Origin of the sequence: Mucilaginibacter psychrotolerans (assembly GCF_004519315.1) — a bacterium.
Taxonomy (GTDB): domain Bacteria; phylum Bacteroidota; class Bacteroidia; order Sphingobacteriales; family Sphingobacteriaceae; genus Mucilaginibacter; species Mucilaginibacter psychrotolerans.
Genome location: NZ_SOZE01000035.1, coordinates 1 through 17,943, shown reverse-complemented (window position 1 = coordinate 17,943; position 17,943 = coordinate 1). Strand labels below are relative to the sequence as shown.

Below are 17,943 nucleotides of genomic sequence, written 5' to 3'. Positions count from 1 at the left end.
TATGAGTTTATCGTCCGTAAGTATAAAAAGGCCGGTATTGGCAACGGTTATGTCGGTTGTCATCGTGGTTTTCGGGGTAATTGGCTATACCTTTTTGGGTGTGCGAGATTTCCCCTCTGTAGACCCGCCTATCATATCCGTATCTACCAGTTACTCGGGTGCTAACGCCGATGTGGTAGAATCGCAGATAACCGAGCCGCTGGAGAAAGCCATTAATGGTGTGCCGGGCATCCGCAATATATCCTCTACCAGTTCGGTTGGTAGCAGCAATATCACCGTAGAATTTAACCTGGATGCCGACCTGGAAACCGCCGCTAACGACGTGCGCGACAAGGTAAGCCAGGCGCAACGCCAACTGCCGCAGGATATCAACGCGCCGCCGGTAGTTACCAAGGCCGATGCCAGTGCAGACAACATCATCACCCTAACCGTAAGCAGCGATAAGCGCAACATTATGCAAGTGAACGATTATGCCGAGAACGTATTGCAGGAAGGCCTGCAAACCATTCCCGGTGTAAGTACCATTAATATACAGGGCCAGCGCCAGTACGCCATGCGTTTATGGATAGATCCTAATAAGCTTTCGGCACTGGGGCTTACCGCTACAGATATAGGTACGGCACTTAACCGCGAGAACGTGGAGCTACCGGCCGGTAAAATAGAAGGTAACAATACCGAGATCACCATCCGCGCGCTGGGCAAGCTCACGAATGAGAAGGATTTCAATAACCTTATCATCCGGGCGGATAGCAACCGGGTAATCAGGCTGAGCGATATTGGCTACGCTGTGCTGGGTTCTGCCAACGAGGAAACCTCGCTTAAAGAATCTTTCGTGCCGATGGTGAGCCTCAACGTGGTGCCGCAACCGGGTGCCAACTACGTGCAGATAGCCAAGGATTTTTATGTAAGGCTGGCACAAATACAAAAAGATTTGCCACCGGACATACACGTAAAAGTGGCGCTGGATAACACCAAATTCATCAATAACTCCATCATAGAAGTAAAAGAAACTCTGCTGGTATCTTTCGTGCTGGTGGTCATCATCATCTACCTTTTCTTCCGCGATTGGCTCATCGCCTTCCGCCCGCTGATAGATATCCCGGTATCATTGATAGGGGCATTCTTTATCATGTACGTGTTCGGTTACTCCATCAATATCCTTACCCTGCTGGGCATTGTGCTGGCAACGGGCCTGGTGGTAGATGATGGTATTGTAGTAACGGAGAATATCTACAAAAAAGTAGAGGGCGGCATGGCCATACGGCAGGCAGCGTTCCAGGGCTCGGCAGAGATATTCTTCGCGGTGGTATCAACCTCAGTTACATTGGCGGCGGTGTTTCTGCCCATCATGTTTTTACAAGGCTTTACGGGCAGGCTATTCCGCGAATTTGCGGTAGTGGTGGCGGGTTCGGTGCTCATCTCGGCATTCGTATCGCTGTCTCTAACCCCGATGCTGAATGTGAAATTGATTCGCAAGAGCCAGAAAAAATCTAAGTTCTACGAAAAAACCGAACCGTTCTTTGTGAACATGACCAACGGGTACACCGAAACGCTGGTGAATTTCATGAAAAAGAAATGGGTATCATTTGTAATATTAGGCGGTTCGCTATTGCTTACTGGCGTGTTATTCAAAATAACTCCATCGGAGCTGGCCCCGCTTGACGATCGCAGCCTGCTACGGTATGCGGTAACCGGCTCTGAAGGTGCAACCTATGAGTTTATGACGCGCTATATGGATAAGGTAGCCCAGATCGTAGCCGATTCGGTACCTGAGGCAAATGTGAATTTGGAGATCGTGTCACCATCGTTTGGTGGTGGTGGTTCGGCAAACTCGGGCTTTGGCCGTGTGGGTTTGGTACCACCAGATCAGCGTAAGCGCAGCCAGCAGCAAATTGCCGATTTCCTGAACAAGAAATTACGCGCCATGCCCGATGCCCGTGCCATTGTGGTGCAGGAGCAAACCATAAGCGGGGGGGGGAGCGGTGCGCGTACTTCGCTGCCGGTGCAGTTCGTTATCCAAAACCAGGATTTCGAGAAGATACGCAAGGTACTGCCGGAGTTTTTTGCAGAAGTATCAAAAAGCCCGGTTTTCCAGGGGACAGACATTAACCTTAAATTCACCAAACCCGAGTTGCGTGTAACGACAGACCGCGACCGTGCACGCGACCTCGGCGTTTCGGTAGAAGATATTGCCCAGACGCTGCAACTTTATTATAGCGGGGGGCGGCTCGATTACTTCCTCATCAACGGTAAACAATATCAGGTAATAGCCCAGGTAGACCGCGGCAACCGCGATCAGCCGCTGGATCTGAAATCGGTTTACGTGCGCAGTTCAAAAGGTAACCTGGTGCAGCTGGATAACGTGGTGAAGATACAGGAAAGCGCCACGCCTCCTTCTATTTACCACTTTAACCGTTATAAATCGGCAACGGTGCAGGCGGGCCTTGCGCCGGGTAAAACCATAGGCGATGGCATTGCCGAGATGAACCGCATCTCTAAAGGCATGCTCGATGAAACCTTTAGCACCGCATTGAGCGGCCCATCGAGAGATTACGCCGAGGGTTCATCCAACATCGCATTTGCATTCCTGTTCGCGCTGTTGTTGATCTATTTAGTGCTTGCCGCCCAGTTCGAGAGCTTCGTAGATCCTTTTATTGTGATGCTCACCGTGCCGCTGGCCATTTCGGGGGCCTTCCTGTCGCTCTGGTTGTTCGATCAAACGTTCAATATCTTCAGCCAGATAGGTATCATTACGCTGGTGGGGCTGGTAACCAAAAACGGTATTTTGATTGTGGAGTTTGCCAACCAGCGCATGGAACATGGCCTGAATAAATACGAAGCCGTGGTTGAGGCCGCAACATCGCGCCTGCGCCCCATATTAATGACCAGTTTGGCCGTGGTGTTAGGTTCCGTACCTATTGCATTAGCTTTGGGTGCCGGTGCAAAAAGCCGTATGTCGCTGGGTATCGTTATCATCGGGGGGATGCTTTTCTCGCTGGTACTTACCTTGTACGTAATCCCTACCATGTATATGGTGTTAGGCTCTAAAACGCGTAAGGACCCTGATGAAGAAACCGAAGAAGAGGCTAAGGCCATCCATCCAACGCACATTATCGTCCCCAAACATTAAGCAGCAATGAAAATCAAATATATAATGGGCTTAATTTTTTGCACGCTGCCTTTTACCGGGCTGCATGCACAGGATGCCCCCTTACTTACGCTGAAAGATGCGGTAGAAATAGCCCTGAAGAATAATTACAACATCAGGCTATCGCAAAACAACGCAGCCATACAGGGTAATAACGTTACACTGGGCAACGCCGGCTTTTTGCCTACGGTAACGGGCAACCTTACCCAAAACAGCAGCGTGCAAACCACCAAGCAAACCCGCAGCGACGGTACGGTGAACGATATCAAAAACGCTCATAACAGTAATTTGAACTATGGCGTAAACCTCAACTGGACAGTTTTTGACGGCTTTGCCATGTTTGCCACTTATGACCAGCTGAAACAGCTGGATAAGCTCGGTGCCATACGCATGCAGGATACCATTCAAAGCACTGTTGCCAGCGTTATCAATACCTATTACAGCCTTATCAGCCAAAATGAGCAGATAAAAGCCCTGCGCGGGGCCATAGATATATCGCGTACGCAGGTGCGCTACGCCAACGATAAGTTTACTGTAGGCCGTGTTTCCCGGCTGGATGTGTACAATGCACAGGTGAACCTGAATACCGATACCGCCGCATTGATTACCCAGCTGCAGCAATTCAAAAATACCAAGATACAGATGAACCAGCTGCTGGTGCGCGATCTGCAAACCGATTTTACCGTGGGCGACACCATCGTAGTAGACCGCTCGCTGGTATTGGGCGATATACTGAGTAAGGCACAAACCCAAAACCCGGGCATACTATCCTCGCAGATAAACAAGCGCCTGGCCGATATAAACCTGAAACAGGTACGCAGCACGCGCTACCCTACAGTGGGGCTAACATCGGGCTATACCTTTACCCGCAACAAAACCCCCGCGGGCTTTACGCTGCAACAGAATGCACATGGCTTTGCCTATGGCGTGGTCGCATCGGTAAACATATTTGACGGGCTTAACCAGTGGCGCAGGGAGCGTAATGCCAAATTGCAGATAGATAATGCCGACCTGGATTATAAGAAGACCATGCAGGAAGTTGAAGCGCAGATCAGCAGTTTTTATGTTTCCTATTTGTCGGGGTTGGATTTGATAAAAATAGGGGAGTCTAATGTAGACCTGGCGCGCAAAAACCTGGAGATATCCTTAGAGAAATACCGCCTGGGCAACATTACCCCGCTGGAGATACGCGAGGCGCAAAGGAACTACCTGGATGCACAGTCTACCTTCTTTTCGGCGCAGTACCAGAGCAAAATGGCCGAGGTTACTTTAAAGCAGATAACTAACAGTATAAATATTCAATAAAGTAGCTTTAATTGCTTTAAAAGATTATTTTTGGACATGCCTGTCCGCTATAAACTTTGCTTGCTGATTGACGATAACTATATCGACAATTTTGTGACGCGCAAGATTTTAGAGAGCGGCAACTTTGCGGAAAAGATCATCATCCAGCAATCGCCCGGCGATGCGTTATTGGCCTTAAAAAACGGCTCGTTAAAACCCGACGTTATTTTTTTAGACGTGCGGATGCCCGGCATGACGGGTTTTGAGTTTTTGGAAGAATACGATAAGCTTGAACCCGACCCGGAGCACCCGGTAAAGATTTTTATGCTTTCGTCATCGCTGGATCCTACCGACATGGATCTTTCGCTCAACAGCAGGCACGTAGCGCAATTTATTCACAAACCCCTTACCTACGAGGCGCTCGAAGAACTTAGCACATGATATTAGTAGCAGATAGCGGATCGTCCAAAACAGATTGGTTGCTTTCCGATACAGAAGGCGAACCAAAGGCCTTCCGTTCGGTTGGATTGAACCCGTACTTCCTTAATCAGCAAGAGATAACCAAAATACTACAGGAGCAGATAGCCGACCTGATACCCTATGCCCCCCAGATAAGCGAAATATACTTTTTTGGCGCTGGCTGTTCCAGTCCCGACAGGCACGAAATTATTTCTAACGCGCTCACGGCACTTTTTCCGAAATCATACATCAGCGTAGATAGCGATCTTTTGGCTTCGGCATACGCCACCTGCGGGCACGAGAAAGGCTTTTGCTGTATATTAGGCACAGGCTCCAATATTTCCTTTTTCGATGGGGAGGAAATCCATGATGGCCAACACGGCCTCGGCTACGTTTTAGGCGATGAAGGTGCGGGCACCATCATAGGCAAAACGCTGATTACCGATTTTCTGTACGGTCGAATGCCGACGGATATCAGCACGCTGTTCAACGATGCCTATCACCTGGATAAAGAGGTAGTGATTAAAAACGTGTACCAAAAGCCGTCTGCAAACACCTATCTGGCCACATTCTCAAAATTCCTGTTTGATATACGCGATACTACTTACGTGCAGGATTTGCTGAGAAACCTTTTCCAGGAGTTTGTAGATACCAATATAAAATCGTATCCGCAGTACAATAAGTTCAAATGCAACTTCGTAGGTTCGATAGCTTACGTATTTGCCGATGAGCTGAAAGCCGTTTGCGAAGCCAACGATGTTCACATAGGCAAAATCATCAAACAACCCATCAACGATTTGCTGCAATTTATCATCGAGCGGAACGGACAGTGACCAATGATTTTTCGTAGTTTAATCGTTTTTAAAGGCGCTCAAGAATGCTTCGCCGTTTTAATGATTAAATGATTGCGTTGATGAGTTCGTCACGCTGCCACAGGACTCCTTCGGAGAAATTTTTTCAGCACCCCATCAGAAGAGCCGCCAAGCTAAAGAATTAATTACCGTTGTAAGTTATTGTCCAGTTATGGTCGATGAGTTCTTGTTCGGTGTACTCAAAACGCTTCAAATACTTGCCTGCTCGGATGATGTCTCCCATAACATCGCCTCGGTACTGACTGATTTCTTTCACCGAGAAAACATAAACAAATAACTTTTTCCTGGGGCTGTGGTCAATGTACCAATGCCAGGCATTGTCTTTTCCGGCAATAACTATATCGTAGGTAGAATCCGGCATAATTGCGCTATAGTCAGCAATGTAATATTCCACATTATTCATCTCGTCGGGTAATTCCCTGTCTGTATGTCCTACAGTAACGATTTCCTTTGATTTGTTATGAAGTTTTAGCTTATGGTTGTAGTAGTCGCAGCTACTTATGAAAATGCTAACAACTATCATTGGCAGGATGAGTACAAATAACTTGGCTTTCATAAAGTTTGCCATTAATACGTTACACTAACAAAAAGTAACCTTGCAGTCGTAAATCCACCTCCAAATTGTCGTTATCGCGTCCCCTAAACAATTTCCTACATGCTGATATTTACATCATTAAACACCAATATAATGAGAAAGCTGATTTTATCAATGAACGCCTCGCTCGATGGCTATATAGAAGGCAAGAACGGCGACATGAGCTGGATGCAGCCGGATGACGATGATACCTGGGACGATTTGTTCGGCATGCTGAAGGATAGCGTAGATTTGTTCCTACTGGGCCGCTGCATGTGGGCAGAATACCGCAACTATTGGAAGAGGGCATTGGCCGAGCCGGAGAAGTTTTCTTACCACGAAGTAGCGTACGCAAAGCTGGCGGAGATAACGCCTCATATCGTATTCTCGAAAACCCTCAAAGAGTCCGGCTGGGGAAATACTACCATCAATAATGGCGACCTGGTAACAGAAATCACGAAGCTGAAGGCCGCCGCAGGCAAGGATATCCAAATAGTAGGCGGGGCGGATTTTGCTGCTGCCCTGCTGGATTCGGGCCTGGTTGACGAGATACGCGTTTTATTAAACCCGGCTATCGTTGCAGGCGGCAAATCATTCTTCCATCAACTCAAAACCGCCACTCATTAGAGCTGACGGAGGTTAAGCAGTTGGCCAATCAGATAGTGGTATTGGTTTACCGACAGATTGATACCAATAGTAACACTCATCAAAACCCCATAAAACGCAGGGCGGAGAATAATAAGTAGTAGATTCTCTGGAGAATGTAGGTTCTATAAATTACGGACGATGATGAAAAAAACAAATTTGAGATTAATCAATGCCGGTTGCAAATAAAACCTCAGAAAGGGTTTCATTATAATAAAAAGTAGCGTTTTTTAACATAACCGCACCAAAGCTGTTTTTTGCCCTAAAACTATGGTTAAGTTCGTATCCGGTTAGTTTGCCATGATAATTTTCAGCATTCCTATCAATTACAACTATAATACTATCCTTTTTTTTCTTCCAATAGGCTTCAGTTTTTCTTGCTGCTTTATATTCCTTTTCGGGTCCGAATGGTTCCAAGTCATCGGCAATAAAGGAATAATGCATCATTACACTATCGGCATTAGAAAGCTTTGCTTTTAGCCTTTTATATTCAGATGTTCCACTGTTCTCATAACTCTCATATGATGGTTTTAATGTCGTGAAGCTAACGCCACTGTAACTATCCGGGTCGTTCAATTTGCTTTTTAGGTAGTCTTTTGCTAACGATTCCGCTTTGTCTTGGTTTGTGCAGGATGACAACAAAATAAGCATTGTGAACGCAAAAAGCTGTAGGTAATTTATTTTAAAATTGTATAAGCGCCTCATATTAGATTATTTTTTCGCTAAAATACCTGACTTCATTTGAATTGCCAACAAAAACAATATCCCCAACACAGCCAAAACACTACCAAGTTTTGGCAAATAATCGCCGTATTCTACATAAAAAGTAATATCACTGTTGAGGTTGATATCCTGCTTTAAGGCCGTGCGTACCCACCAGGCACTATGCTGCACTATATCGCCGCGCTGGTTGATGAATGCCGAGATGCCCGTATTGGCCGAGCGGCATACCCAGCGGCGGGTTTCGATAGCGCGCAGCTTGGCGTAGTCCAGGTGCTGGTCTTTACCCGAGGTGTTTTCCCACCAACCGTCGTTGGTAATTATCGCGATGAATTGCGAACCCTGCCTAACCGATTTGGCAACCCATTCGCCCCATATGGATTCGTAGCAGATAACCGGTGTTACGCCAACACCGCTTTGGGCGTAGAGCACGCCCGGTTCGGCCTGCATGGTGTATGCTCCTGTTGCACCGCCCAGGTGCTCAAAAACAGGTTTCAGGAACGACAAGGCATTGCCGAAAGGCAAAGATTCGGCGCCGGGTACCAGCCGCGATTTATGATAGAACTGCACCTTGGCCGAATTCTCGATATTGATAGCCGAGCTGTAATGATCCCAAAAGCCGCCGCCAGGGATAGGCGAAGCCGTTTTGGTTGCGCGGGTATCATACATACGGTAAGTTTCGCCGCCTGTAAGTACGTTGCCGTTTTTGTATTTATCCAAGAAGCGCCTCACCTGTAAGTAGTAATTATTGGTTAGGATGTGGTTCTCGTCAATATAATCAGGGATAGCGGTTTCCGGCCAGATAAAAAACTCGGTGTTGGGCTGTGCCAGCGAATCGGAAAGTTTGGTAAGCGTTTCAATCTGCTTAAACACCGGGATAGTTCCCCCCTTTTCATAAGGGTCGATATTGGGTTGGGCAACAATAATGTTGGCTGGGTTTACCTGTTCTTCGTACCCATAATACCTATTTATTGATATGCCCATGGGTATCACCAGTACCAAAGCAAGGGCGATGATGAGCCTCATGCGCAATTTTTTGGCTTGTGCCTCGCGGATGCCCACATAAATTAAGAATAGCAGGATGTTGGCCGCCCATACCCAAATGGTGCCTCCGTAAACGCCGGTGTACTCGTACCATTGCACCCATTGGTGCGATACAGCGAAGCCATTGCCCAGCGTCATCCAGGGGAAGTTGAGATCCCAGCTTTGGTGCAGGTATTCGTAGGCTATCCAAAAACAAACCAGGCCAATAAGGCCCACGGTGCGGTTGGTTTTTAAACGCAGGCGGTAGTAGAGCCAGCAGGCCGTACTCATCAGCGCAGGCCCCAATGTATACGGTATTAGCGAAATGGGCACAGCCACTACCGGACCGATGATCTTAAGCGAATTATACACCCAGTAAACACACAGCGTGTTCCAGATCACAAACCCTATGAAGGTGGTGTTGAAAATGTGCTTTCCCTTTTTTGTGGAATTGGATTGAATGATGTTTTCCATGGCCAGCAGCATGGGCACAAAACCAACAAACAGCAGGATCGTAGTATAAGGCGTTGGTGGCCAGGCAAGCCAAAGCAATAGGCCCGAGGATATAGATAAGAGGAGGTTTTTTTTCATCAGGAGGTTTTTTTTGCCGCTTCTTCGGCAAATTTCTGTACATTGAATTCAGCGCTCTTGCCGCGCGGTACGGTAAGCGACGCCCAGTCCTCGCCAGCATGCAACTTGTCGATAAACACGATTTGCCCAACGTGATAGGGGATATGCGCCAGCTGCCGGTTTATGGCATCCACCACGGTATGCTTTTCGCCGCGGATAAAGATATCGTTGTGCCAGTTGCTTTCATTAACCGAATCGAGCGCGTCAAAAAGGCAAATCCAGCCTTCGTTCCATTTGGTTAGTAAATCTTCGCGGCTATGCGTATCGCTCTCAAACTCGGCATCGCGTTGCCGCCAGGGCTTTTCGCCATCGGTGGTTAAAAAGTCCGTCCATCGCGATAGCATATTGCCTTGTAGATGCTTGATAATGGTTGCGATGCTATTACATTCGGCGTTTTGCTGCCAAAATAAAGCACCGTCGTTAACCTGGGCCATGGCCCGTTCGCCTACCGATTTATAATACTCGAATTGTTTGCGTGCGCTTTGCAGGTAAGTGTGCATGCCGGTATATTTTTAATCTTCGTCTTCGTCGTCCTGGTATTTCCGCTTTTTCTTATCGGGCTCAACCGGTGCGGCTCCGGCCACGCACATCACGAACTCGCCCTTCAGCGGATGTGTTTCGAAATAGGTTTTTACCTCCGTAACCGTGCCGCGTACCGTTTCTTCGAACATTTTAGTCAGCTCGCGCGATACGGACACCTGGCGGTCGGCACCCCAAAAGGTGGCCATTTCTTCCAGCGTTTTTAATAAACGGTGCGGCGATTCATAAAGTATCAGCGTGCGCTCTTCGGTTGCCAATTGTTTGTAGCGCGTTTGGCGGCCTTTCTTTAAGGGCAAAAAGCCTTCAAAGCAAAACTTATCTGTAGGGAAGCCGGAGTTGACCAGTGCCGGCACAAAAGCCGTTGCACCCGGCAGGCATTCAACCGCGATGTTGAACTTGAGGGCCTCGCGCACCAGGAAAAATCCCGGGTCGGATATGGCGGGGGTTCCCGCATCAGATATCAGCGCCACGTTTTGCCCCATCAGCAGGAATTTGATGATTTCGTTACTGCTTTGGTGCTCGTTGTGTTGGTGATGCGCAAATACCTTGTTTTGTATATCGAAGTGCTTCAACATGGGTGCAGAGGTGCGGGTATCTTCGGCCAGTATCAGGTCGGCCTCCTTCAATACGCGGATAGCACGGAAGGTCATATCCTCCAGGTTGCCTATAGGGGTGGGTACTAAGTAGAGTTTGCCGGGCATTCAGTTTTCAGTTAACAGTTTTCAGTTGGCAGTCAGCAATGGCTTTAGTTTCAAAAAAACTGCAAACTGCCCACCGCAAACTGCAAACTGTTATATCTTTGCCTAAAATTATAATAATGCTGCAAGTTAGTTATATCCGCGATAACAGGGAACAGGTTTTAGAACGTTTGGCTGTAAAAAATTTCAAACAGCCCGAATTGGTAGATGAGGTAATTGGCCTTGACGATAAGCGCCGCCAAACTCAAACGCAACTGGACAACGTTTCGGCCCAATCCAACGCAGCTGCCAAACAAATTGGCGAACTGATGCGCAACGGCAAAAAAGAAGAAGCGGAAGCCATTAAAGCCAACACCGGCAAATGGAAAGAAGAAGGCAAACAGTTGAGCGAACTGCTTGGCGCGGTTGAGCAGGAACTGCAGGACAAGATCGTTTTACTGCCCAACCTGCCGCATGCATCTGTTCCCAAAGGCATCACGCCCGAGGAAAATGAAGTGGTATTGGAGCATGGTGCCATCCCTGCTTTGCCGACCGGCTCTTTGCCGCATTGGGAACTGGCAACCAAATACAACCTGATAGATTTTGAACTGGGCGTTAAGATAACCGGCGCGGGTTTCCCCGTATACAAGGGCAAGGGTGCCAAATTGCAGCGTGCACTTATCGCTTTCTTTTTGGATGAAGCCGAAAAAGCCGGTTACGAAGAAGTAATGTTGCCGCTGATGGTGAATGAAGCATCGGGCTTTGGCACCGGGCAATTGCCCGATAAAGAAGGGCAGATGTATTTTGTTGGTCAGGATAACCTGTACCTGATACCTACCGCCGAAGTGCCCATTACCAACCTTTACCGCGACGTGATATTGAAAGGCGATGAACTGCCTGTACGGAACACGGGCTATACGCCATGCTTCCGCCGCGAGGCAGGCTCATATGGTGCCCATGTACGCGGGTTGAACCGTTTACACCAGTTTGATAAAGTAGAATTGGTACAGGTAGTACACCCCGATACTTCTTACGATGTGCTGGAGCAGATGAGTGCGCACGTGCAAGGATTGCTTCAAAAACTTGGCTTGCCATACCGCGTACTGCGCCTTTGCGGCGGCGATATGAGCTTTACGGCCGCTCTTACTTACGATATGGAGACCTGGAGCGCCGCCCAGGGCCGTTGGTTGGAAGTATCGTCTGTATCCAACTTCGAAACTTTCCAAAGTAACCGCCTCAAACTGCGTTTCCGCAACGCAGAGGGCAAAACGCAATTGGCCCACACGCTTAACGGTAGCGCATTGGCCCTGCCGCGTATAGTAGCCACATTGCTGGAAAATAATCAAACCGAGAACGGCATCAAGATACCTGAGGTGCTGGTGCCTTATACCAGGTTTGAGTGGATAGATTAGTCGTACACATGCAACACTCACCTATCGTCATTGCGAGGAACGAAGCAATCTCCCGGTAGGCAGAGCGATCTGCATGTAGGACTGTCCTTCGTAGAGATTGCTTCGTGCCTCGCAATGACGCGCTGTAGATAACGTAAAAAAGCGGCAGTCGCCGCTTTTTTACGTTATAAGATTTGGATTAAGCTCAACTTAGCTTATTTCCCTGCTTTCAGTGTAGCGGTTACCTTGCCGCATTCCATCATGTCCGAGCCATAATACGGGTTGCGGATATCGGTGCTTTCGCTTAGCCAGTAGGCCTTTTTCATGGGGCAATATTGCTGGTAAAGCGGCGAACTGTTTAGGTTGAGGCCTGATAGCAGTGCATACATGTTTTTCGACAGGCTTTGGAAATGCTCGCGCTGATGGTCGATAACCGTAGTTTCGCTGATGTGGCGGCTGTCGTATTTCAACTTAGTCAGGTAAGTGGCAAGTATTTTCTGCTGTTTGGGCTGGAGCGTTTTTACAGGGAATGCTGTTAACGCAGCCAGCAATTCGCCAGATTTGCTTTTGGCTAGTTCGGCGTTGCTGTTTACCAGGGCCTCTTTCAGGCCGATGTAATGCGCGGTTACATTATCAACGCTGTTTATCTGCTGGGCATTAACGGTTACGATGCCGAATGCGAGAATGATGCTTAAAATAAGTGCTTTCATGTATATGGATTTTTAACCGGTACTCCCAAATATACGAATTACTTGTTTTTATATTGTCTGATGATTTCCTTGCAACCGGCTTCAATCAATTTAAACACCGGCGCAAATTGGGCATCATCGTAATAAGGGTCTGGCACTATCTTATCGCCCAATAGCATCTTCACCTTGCTGCGGTCGGCGTTATTGCGTGCTTTTGCTAAAATATCATTGAGGTTGCTTTTATCCATTACCAATATCAGGTCGAACTCATCGAAATCGCTTGTGCGGAACAAGCGACAAACCTGTTTGCTGATGTCTACACCCTGGTCGGCCGCTGCGCGGATGGAGCGCCTATCCGGCGGTGAGCCTACGTGCCAATGGCCAGTGCCTGCCGAATCGACTTCCCAATCCAAGCCTTCCTTATCGGCCAGGTGCTGCATAATACCCTCCGCCAGCGGCGAACGGCAAATATTGCCCAGGCAAATCATTAGTAGCTTCATTTAAGTTGAAAAGGGTTTTACATGTTAAAAGGGTTAAAAAGGTTAGAGAAGTTGAAGCAATAAAGGCAAACGCTTCTGGCTTTTTTCAACTTTTCTAACCTTTTCAACTGCTCCAACCTTTCTAACGTTAACTAAACAATTGATTCAACACGCCCGCCAGCCTTACGCCGCCTTGTAGCAGGCGTTGGTTTACAGTGGCTATGAATTTAAAATTGTAGGTGTAGCCGCTTATCTTGTCGCCATCTTTGCTGTAAGCGTAAATATCCTGGCAAATAGCGTTCGATTCATATAGCCATTGCGAGATAGGGGCTTTTTGCCACTCGGCGCGTTGCGCAGCAGTGGTGTGGTTTATCTCAGCTGCGTATTCTGTGAAACTCATTTGCTGAAAATCTATCAGCTGCGAATCCCAGATGGTGTGCAGGTTGGTAGGGTTATTAAACCAGGTAACGTGTACGTCGTTACCGCCTTTATCAAAGCTGTGCGCTGTGTGCATGGGTTGGTGTATGTCCTCCACCAGGTGTATCAGCATGTGCAGGCAAAAGGCTTTCTGATTTTTGCCCAGGGTTTTCTTTTTTAGTTCGCCAATCAAAAAATTCAGTTTAGTGTAGGCATCAGTAACGGTATCCTGTGCCAGGTAGGCTTTAATCTCGGGCAGCGTATAGCCTTTATCCAAATTTACATAGTGCCAAACCTCTGTGAATTTATACTCGGGGTTTGAGCGTTCAAAATCCGCCCAGTTGCCGGCCAGCGCCAACGACTCATCGCCCAGTATGGCTTTGATGGCTGCCTTGGCTTTTGGCGTAAGGTAACTGTAAGCAATTTGCCCGGTAATGCGGTGCCCCTGTGTGCCCCATGCCATGCATTGAACAGGCAGGTAAAATGCGGCTGCCAGCAGCAGTGTTTTGAATATGTTTTTCATTTTTATAGCGGTTTTGGATTACAGGTAATGCGTTTTATTAAGCGTGCATTAAAAGGAATAACACTTGAGGTGGGTGAAAATTGAATGGACGAATCGGCTTTTTGGCTCAGCTTAAAAACTTCCTCGTAATTGCCGGAGCGAAAACAGCCCCCCTCGTTTTTGTAGCTGAAATTGGCATTGCAAAACAGGCCCTTAAGCTGTAGGGTATCGTTCTTTTGCGTGTACACGCCTTTAGCGTATTCTCCCCAGCGCCCGTTCTTTACGCAGCTATCGGGGTAGCCGCCATTGGCTTTACTGAAAGAATTAACGCTTACAAAGAACGAATCGCAACTAAACCGGAAGTGATACAAGGAGTAATTAAGCAACTTTTTCTGTAGTGCCGTGGTATCCTGCTGCCATTCGCCTTGCAGCGCAGCTACGCCCGGCCCCTGCATATTGGGGTTAAACCTGCAAGCAGCATTTGGCAGGCAGCACACAGCTAACAGGATGACAATAAAATACGGGGGAAAGGACTTTTGCATATCAAATAAAAGCCCCTCTCCGCAATTGCTGGAGAGGGTTGTGTTGTGCAATTTCTGCTCCCCCTTTAGGGGGCTGGGGGGCATCTGTTATTTCAGCCCGCCTATCATATCTTCGGGGCGCACCCACTGGTCAAATTGCTCGTTGGTAAGGTAGCCTAGGCCAACAGCTGTTTCACGCAGCGATTTATTTTCTTTCAGCGCGGTTTTGGCAATTTTTGCAGCAGCATCGTAGCCAATGTGCGGGTTAAGTGCGGTTACCAGCATCAGCGAATTTGCAAGGTGTTTTTTGATGCCTTCGTAATTCGGCTCGATGCCAACGGCGCAATGGTCGTTAAAGGATACGCAGGCATCGCCAATAAGGCGGGCCGACTGCAAAAAGTTTGCTGCCATAACCGGTTTAAATACGTTGAGTTCGTAATGGCCGTTGCTGCCGCCGATAGAGATAGCTACATCGTTGCCCATTACCTGTGCCGCAACCATGGTTACCGCCTCGTTTTGGGTTGGGTTAACCTTGCCCGGCATGATGGATGAACCAGGTTCGTTATCGGGGATATGTATCTCGCCGATGCCCGAGCGCGGACCCGAAGCCAGCATACGGATATCGTTGGCAATCTTCATCAGCGATACCGCTATTTGCTTTAAAGCGCCGTGGCTTTCTACGATAGCATCGTGAGCGGCCAGTGCCTCGAACTTATTCTCGGCAGTGATGAACGGCAGGTTGGTGAATTGGGCGATGTATTCGGCGACTTTTACATCATACCCTTTTGGCGTGTTGATGCCGGTACCTACTGCGGTGCCACCAAGGGCAAGTTCGCTCAGGTGCTCGAAGGTATTGCGTAAGGCCTTCAGGCCATGGTTAAGCTGCGATACATAACCCGAGAACTCCTGGCCAAGGGTAAGCGGCGTGGCATCCATCAGGTGGGTGCGGCCAATTTTTACCACTGCTTTAAAAGCTTCGCTTTTGGCCTGCAGGGTATCGCGCAGTTTTTCTATCCCGGGGATGGTAACATCAATCAGTATTTTGTAAGCAGCAATGTGCATTGCCGTTGGGTAAGTATCGTTTGATGATTGCGATTTGTTTACATCATCGTTGGGGTGTATAAAGGTTTTGCCTTCGCCCAAAACGTTGCCTTGTAAAACATGACTACGGTTGGCCACCACCTCGTTCACATTCATGTTAGATTGCGTGCCCGAGCCGGTTTGCCAAATCACCAAGGGGAATTCACCATCCAACTTGCCGGCTAAGATCTCGTCGCAAACGGCGGCAATCATATCGCGTTTTTCGGCGGGAAGTACGCCGCAATCGGTATTGGTGTAAGCAGCGGCTTTTTTAAGGTAAGCAAATGCTTCGATAATTTCCTTTGGCATAGAAGCCTCGGGGCCAATTTTGAAGTTGTTGCGGCTGCGTTCGGTTTGTGCGCCCCAGTATTTGTCGGCCGGTACCTGTACCGCGCCCATGGTATCATATTCGGTTCTGAAACTCATATGGATATATACGTTTTGCGGGGCAAATTTATGGTTTTAAACGGAGTATGGGGAAGGGATGTGCGTAATCTTTTTGGTACAGGAGAAGGATTAAAGTTTTTTGGGAAGTGTTAATTTTTGGGCAACTAGATAGTCTGGCACAATACATATCCGCTGCGGTTATTTCAGATTTTGAATATTAATATCGCTAAAAATCAAATAAAAAATCAAATAAAAAATCAGGATTGATTTTTTCATAAGACGTAATTTCAAAACTAAATTTCATAAAAGGTTATTTGGATAACTGAGTTTTATAAATTGCTTCTTCAATATAACCTTCAATATCTGGATAAGCGATACTATGAGTGATGCCCATGATTTCTAAATCTGATAAAATTTCTTCTAGATCAAGTTTATCAACATAATTGATATCGATTTTCCATATTAAATCATTGATTGTTGTTGACTTTTGAAGGGCAATGTCGAAATCGTCAATGGAATCCTCAGTATGTTCTGATAATGTAAAATTCCCCAATTGATTTTTCATTCTGTAGTTGTACTTGTTACTTGAAAGGGTTATGAATTTTAGCCCCTTATGTTTTCTAAGTGACTCAGAATCTTTATTTATGGCATACACCGTACATGAATTATTTTTTGTTTTTATTGATAATGCAGTAGAAAATGCAAAAAAAAGCGGCGAAATAGGGACTAGTTGTCCAGTCTAATAATCTAGTAGGCAATCCATAATGCTGGGCGTAAGCGGCAATCAGTTCTGTGTCTTGCCTCGGAAATAGTTCATCTTTGTAATTATATGTTTGACAAATTTCCTGGAAGTTTTTTAGTAAAATGTCGTATTTCGATTTATCACGTTCCATCCGATCAAATGATGACAGTAATTTCCAGGTGGAGTTAGCCTGTCCTCTAAATAAAAAGGAATGGATACTTGATTTTCCTGAACTTGCTAATAATTTTTTTACTAAATTTAATTTAGCTTCTTCCCAATTTTTAAATTTAATACTATGCATATACTGGAACCCCTATGGCTTTAATTTCTAAATAGTCGATTAAACTTGAACGAAAAACAAATTCTTTTAAATATAATGGCAAAATATAATTGGATATTCTTGATTCTGAGAAAAATATTTCTGATTTATTGCCTTCAGAATCTATCTGAACGTAACCTAGTAACCCCGCTAAAAACAACGCATTAAACGGGTTCTCGCGGACATGAAAGCCATATTTTTCGATATTATTTAAGATTCTTTTTATATCTCGATCGGTAAATCTGTCTTGACCTATTTTTTGAACGATAGTACATAGATTATACTTAATAGAATTAATTGTATCTGTATCCGTATAGATGTTTAAATTGCCACTTTCGACTACACCGCTATAAATCCACTTCGTAGATATTAAAATGGCGCATATGTTCATTTGTTCATCAGCAATATTTTTAGCAACGTGCTTAACGGACCTTCGTAAAATTTCTTCATTTCCTACATCCTTTGAGTCATACTTTTTCTTTTCACAATATATATTACCAATATTTATGATATCTCTAGGCATAAGCATAGTGTGACGCAAAATGTATTTTGAAATTTTTTCATCATACCCTTCAATTCTCTTTAATTTTAATGAGTCAAGCCCAAAGAAGGCATTCAGGCTTTTTTCACCAGAAACGTTAGTAAAATAGGAAAGATCTAATGACTGAATTTTCCTCGATAAAAAAATCTCCGCCATTTTGAAATCCCATCGTAATATTTTAATAGGATTATGTATTTAGTTCGCATTTAATCATTTTGTAATTTACGGGTTTAGCCTCGGTCATTCTGGTTATAAGTTTATCAAAAATTGAGTTCATATGCCCCCTTCTGTTAAAACGGAAAT

At 46.4% G+C, this 17,943-nt stretch carries 19 protein-coding genes; 6 read left to right on the top strand and 13 right to left on the bottom strand.

The window, feature by feature from the left end; all coding sequences use genetic code 11:
* Window position 1: 1 nt before the first annotated feature.
* From E2R66_RS23325 to E2R66_RS23310, 4 genes are read left to right on the top strand one after another with little or no spacing between them, the layout of a single operon-like run.
* Window positions 2–3,130 (top strand): efflux RND transporter permease subunit, encoded by a 3,129-nt coding sequence (locus tag E2R66_RS23325; protein WP_133235481.1) that lies wholly within the window; start codon window positions 2–4, stop codon window positions 3,128–3,130.
* A gap of 6 nt (window positions 3,131–3,136) precedes the next feature.
* Window positions 3,137–4,453: a TolC family protein gene (locus E2R66_RS23320; RefSeq protein ID WP_133235483.1), complete on the top strand. Its 1,317-nt coding sequence runs from the start codon at window positions 3,137–3,139 to the stop codon at window positions 4,451–4,453.
* Between the two features lie 36 nt (window positions 4,454–4,489).
* Window positions 4,490–4,873: a response regulator gene (locus tag E2R66_RS23315; RefSeq protein ID WP_133235485.1), complete on the top strand. Its 384-nt coding sequence runs from the start codon at window positions 4,490–4,492 to the stop codon at window positions 4,871–4,873.
* The gene (locus tag E2R66_RS23310) at window positions 4,870–5,724 is read left to right on the top strand and encodes an N-acetylglucosamine kinase (RefSeq protein WP_133235487.1); all 855 of its coding nucleotides are present in this window, start codon (window positions 4,870–4,872) and stop codon (window positions 5,722–5,724) included. The genes E2R66_RS23315 and E2R66_RS23310 overlap by 4 nt, the downstream gene beginning before the upstream one ends.
* A gap of 160 nt (window positions 5,725–5,884) precedes the next feature.
* Here the strand turns inward: E2R66_RS23310 and E2R66_RS23305 are convergent, their stop codons facing one another.
* A complete protein-coding gene (locus E2R66_RS23305) occupies window positions 5,885–6,331 on the bottom strand; it encodes a hypothetical protein (protein ID WP_158288492.1) in 447 nt (148 codons plus the stop codon).
* A gap of 120 nt (window positions 6,332–6,451) precedes the next feature.
* Here E2R66_RS23305 and E2R66_RS23300 point away from each other — a divergent pair, with 120 nt between their 5' ends.
* Window positions 6,452–6,964, top strand: coding sequence for a dihydrofolate reductase family protein (locus tag E2R66_RS23300; RefSeq protein ID WP_158288491.1), 513 nt, complete (start codon window positions 6,452–6,454; stop codon window positions 6,962–6,964).
* A 183-nt stretch (window positions 6,965–7,147) separates the two neighbouring features.
* Here the strand turns inward: E2R66_RS23300 and E2R66_RS23295 are convergent, their stop codons facing one another.
* The 4 genes from E2R66_RS23295 to rsmI all read right to left on the bottom strand — a co-directional run bounded on the left by E2R66_RS23295 (window position 7,148) and on the right by rsmI (window position 10,596).
* The gene (locus E2R66_RS23295; protein WP_134737955.1) at window positions 7,148–7,558 is read right to left on the bottom strand and encodes a hypothetical protein; all 411 of its coding nucleotides are present in this window, start codon (window positions 7,556–7,558) and stop codon (window positions 7,148–7,150) included.
* 135 nt (window positions 7,559–7,693) lie between these two features.
* Window positions 7,694–9,316, bottom strand: coding sequence for an apolipoprotein N-acyltransferase (gene lnt, locus E2R66_RS23290; RefSeq protein WP_133235495.1), 1,623 nt, complete (start codon window positions 9,314–9,316; stop codon window positions 7,694–7,696).
* A complete protein-coding gene (locus E2R66_RS23285) occupies window positions 9,316–9,855 on the bottom strand; it encodes a DUF1572 family protein (protein ID WP_133235497.1) in 540 nt (179 codons plus the stop codon). Before E2R66_RS23285 ends, lnt begins: the two co-directional genes overlap by 1 nt.
* A 12-nt stretch (window positions 9,856–9,867) precedes the next feature.
* Window positions 9,868–10,596: a 16S rRNA (cytidine(1402)-2'-O)-methyltransferase gene (gene rsmI / locus E2R66_RS23280; RefSeq protein WP_133235499.1), complete on the bottom strand. Its 729-nt coding sequence runs from the start codon at window positions 10,594–10,596 to the stop codon at window positions 9,868–9,870.
* Window positions 10,597–10,712: 116 nt separating this feature from the next.
* Here rsmI and serS point away from each other — a divergent pair, with 116 nt between their 5' ends.
* The gene (serS, locus tag E2R66_RS23275) at window positions 10,713–11,984 is read left to right on the top strand and encodes a serine--tRNA ligase (RefSeq protein ID WP_133235501.1); all 1,272 of its coding nucleotides are present in this window, start codon (window positions 10,713–10,715) and stop codon (window positions 11,982–11,984) included.
* A 194-nt stretch (window positions 11,985–12,178) separates the two neighbouring features.
* On the opposite strand, the gene E2R66_RS23270 is transcribed toward serS, so the two are convergent.
* From E2R66_RS23270 to E2R66_RS23235, 8 genes are all read right to left on the bottom strand, one after another.
* Window positions 12,179–12,673: a DUF3347 domain-containing protein gene (locus tag E2R66_RS23270; protein ID WP_133235503.1), complete on the bottom strand. Its 495-nt coding sequence runs from the start codon at window positions 12,671–12,673 to the stop codon at window positions 12,179–12,181.
* Window positions 12,674–12,711: 38 nt separating this feature from the next.
* Window positions 12,712–13,152 (bottom strand): low molecular weight protein-tyrosine-phosphatase, encoded by a 441-nt coding sequence (locus E2R66_RS23265; protein ID WP_133235505.1) that lies wholly within the window; start codon window positions 13,150–13,152, stop codon window positions 12,712–12,714.
* 127 nt (window positions 13,153–13,279) lie between these two features.
* A complete protein-coding gene (locus E2R66_RS23260; RefSeq protein WP_133235507.1) occupies window positions 13,280–14,071 on the bottom strand; it encodes a S1/P1 nuclease in 792 nt (263 codons plus the stop codon).
* A gap of 2 nt (window positions 14,072–14,073) precedes the next feature.
* Entirely contained in the window at window positions 14,074–14,592 is a 519-nt protein-coding gene (locus E2R66_RS23255) for a fumarate hydratase (protein ID WP_133235509.1), read from the bottom strand.
* An 87-nt stretch (window positions 14,593–14,679) separates the two neighbouring features.
* Window positions 14,680–16,077, bottom strand: a complete 1,398-nt coding sequence (fumC, locus tag E2R66_RS23250; RefSeq protein ID WP_133235511.1) for a class II fumarate hydratase — start codon at window positions 16,075–16,077, stop codon at window positions 14,680–14,682.
* A 271-nt stretch (window positions 16,078–16,348) separates the two neighbouring features.
* Window positions 16,349–16,603 (bottom strand): hypothetical protein, encoded by a 255-nt coding sequence (locus tag E2R66_RS23245; RefSeq protein WP_133235513.1) that lies wholly within the window; start codon window positions 16,601–16,603, stop codon window positions 16,349–16,351.
* A 100-nt stretch (window positions 16,604–16,703) separates the two neighbouring features.
* Complete coding sequence (locus E2R66_RS23240; protein WP_133235515.1) at window positions 16,704–17,081, bottom strand: FRG domain-containing protein; 378 nt, start codon at window positions 17,079–17,081, stop codon at window positions 16,704–16,706.
* The gene (locus tag E2R66_RS23235) at window positions 17,074–17,796 is read right to left on the bottom strand and encodes a hypothetical protein (RefSeq protein WP_133235517.1); all 723 of its coding nucleotides are present in this window, start codon (window positions 17,794–17,796) and stop codon (window positions 17,074–17,076) included. The genes E2R66_RS23240 and E2R66_RS23235 overlap by 8 nt, the downstream gene beginning before the upstream one ends.
* Window positions 17,797–17,943: the final 147 nt, after the last annotated feature.